A 2023-nucleotide genomic window follows, 5' to 3' on the forward strand; every position below is an offset into this window, starting at 1 on the left:
GGAACGGGGAGGGTGACGGGGCGCTCGTCGGTGTTGTCGTCGCGGGCGGCCGCGCCGAGGCCGGGGAAGTGCTTCGCGGTGGCGGCGACGCCGATCCCCTGCTGCGCGGCCACGAACGCGCTGCCCAACCGGCCCACCACGGACGGGTCCTGGCCGTACGAGCGCTCGTGACGGTCGATGAAGTTGCCCGGGGCGTCGTACACGTCGAGGACGGGCGCGAGGTTGACGTTCAGGCCCGCCGCCGCGAGGTTCTCCCCCGCGCCGATGCCCGAGCGGGCCGCCTCGGCCGTCGGGTCGGGAGACAACCCGGTGGCACGGGCGGAGAGTTCGGGCGCGCCGGGCAGCCGACGGACCTTGCCGCCCTCCTGGTCGGTCATCAGCAGCAGCGGCTCCCGCACCGGCGACTCGGCCGCCGCCTGCCGCAACATGCCGACGGCCTCGGCGAGTTGCTCCGGGCTGGTGACGTTCTCGCCGAACAGGATCACCCCGGCCGCCCGGCCCTCGCGGATCGCGCTGAGCACGACGGGCGACGGGGTCGGCCCCGCGTACGAGTAGACGATCCGGCGGCCGGCGAGCAGCCGGGAGTCGAGGGCGGGCGGCATGACGGCAGTCCTCTCCACCGGACCGGACGCGCGCGCCGGCACCGGCACCGAACCGGCCGGGACCGGCCCGAGCGCGGCGGCCAGGGCCGCGACCACCGCGACGAGCCGGGCGGAGCGCCGGAGCGCGGACATCGGGCCTCCCGGACCTGGGAACGACGGGAACAACGGGGACGACGGGAACGCGGACGGACTCCGTACACGCGGGGAGCGCGTACGGAGCGACGGCTTACGGTCCGTCAGCGTACCGAACCCGCCGCCCACATGGCGCTGCGTGCCGCCGCCGTCGTCGTCATGCTTCGGCAGCCACCGCAACCCCACGCTTGGCGCGGTGGGCGGCGACCAGCAGCAGGATCTCCGCGGCCAGGTCGAGCGGGGGTGCGATGCCGGCGAGCGTCGCGCCGACCAGCGTCCAGGCCAGCAGGGCCCAGCCGATGAACGGCGGCGGGGCGATGCCGCGGCGGTTCAGCCACAGGATCGTCAGGCCGATGATGACGAAAGGCGGGGCGAAGCTGTTGACCGTCAGCCAGTACGCGCTTCCGGCCGGGCTCATCTCGGACAGGGAGGCGCCCCAGATCTGCCCGCCGAACCACTCCCCGACGTGGCTCGCGGCGTGTTCCTTGGTCAGCGCGAGCACGGTGTGGGCGGTTCCGAACACCACCAGGAGCCATCCGGCCCAGGTGATCATCCCGGTGGTCCGGGCCGGCCCCGCGCCGGTCTTGCTCGTCATGATCGAACCTCCTCGTTCAGGTAGGGAGATGATCTTCCTGCCGCCGGGCCGCGGGCTTGAACGGAACGGCAATCCGCACCCGCAGCGCCGTGCACCGCCCGGGCCCGGCGGAATCGGGACCGGGGCCGTGTGCGACGATGCCGACGTGGTCGAACAATCGCGGTCCTGGCGCCTGCACGGCGACGGCCGACTGGCCTTCGCCGCCGTCGCCGCCGAGTTCACCTGTTTCGCGGCCTCCACCTCCGGCACGGTGCGCCGGCACGCCGCGCCGGCCTGGCAGTTGACGCTCTCCTGGGACGGTCCGGTCGTCGCCACCGACGATCGCGGCCGGGTGGCCGCCGGCCCCGGACTGCTGATCCCGCCCGGCCTGCCCACGACCTTCACCCGCCCGGACGGGGGCACAAGGCTCTGGATCGACCCCCACTGCCTGACGCTCCCCGCCGGGCGCCGCGTCCACGAACTCGACCGGGCGCAGGTCCGCACGCTGCTGGCGGCGGTCGACGGCGGCTTCGAGCTCCACGCCCTGCGCCGCGCCGTCAACGGCCTCTTCGGACCGCCCGCCACCGTCGACCCCCGCCTCCGGCAGGCCGTCGGCCTGCTGTGCACCGGAACGGAACTGGCCGCCGTCGCGGCACGGGTCGGCGTCTCCCCGCGCCGTCTGCGGCAGCTGTCGGCCGAAGCCGTCGGCTGCCCG

2 protein-coding genes and 1 pseudogene are annotated in these 2023 nt (G+C 74.9%); 1 reads left to right on the forward strand and 2 read right to left on the reverse strand.

The window, feature by feature from the left end; all coding sequences use genetic code 11:
- A partial coding sequence (locus AB0O00_RS37180; protein WP_363659116.1) for a glycoside hydrolase family 3 N-terminal domain-containing protein occupies window positions 1–734 on the reverse strand: 734 nt, incomplete at its 3' end.
- Between the two features lie 157 nt (window positions 735–891).
- Window positions 892–1329, reverse strand: coding sequence for a DUF6463 family protein (locus AB0O00_RS37185; protein WP_363659117.1), 438 nt, complete (start codon window positions 1327–1329; stop codon window positions 892–894).
- Between the two features lie 145 nt (window positions 1330–1474).
- On the opposite strand from AB0O00_RS37185, the pseudogene AB0O00_RS37190 reads away from it, so the two are divergent.
- Window positions 1475–2023: pseudogene (locus AB0O00_RS37190) on the forward strand (hypothetical protein); the annotation flags it as partial.

The organism is Kitasatospora sp. NPDC093558 (genome assembly GCF_040683475.1).
Classification (GTDB): Bacteria; Actinomycetota; Actinomycetes; order Streptomycetales; family Streptomycetaceae; genus Kitasatospora.

Excerpts from the sequence above, each read along its gene's own strand:
- AB0O00_RS37185 (WP_363659117.1), bottom strand. The coding sequence starts at position 1,329 with ATGACGAGCAAGACCGGCGCGGGGCCGGCCCGGACCACCGGGATGATC.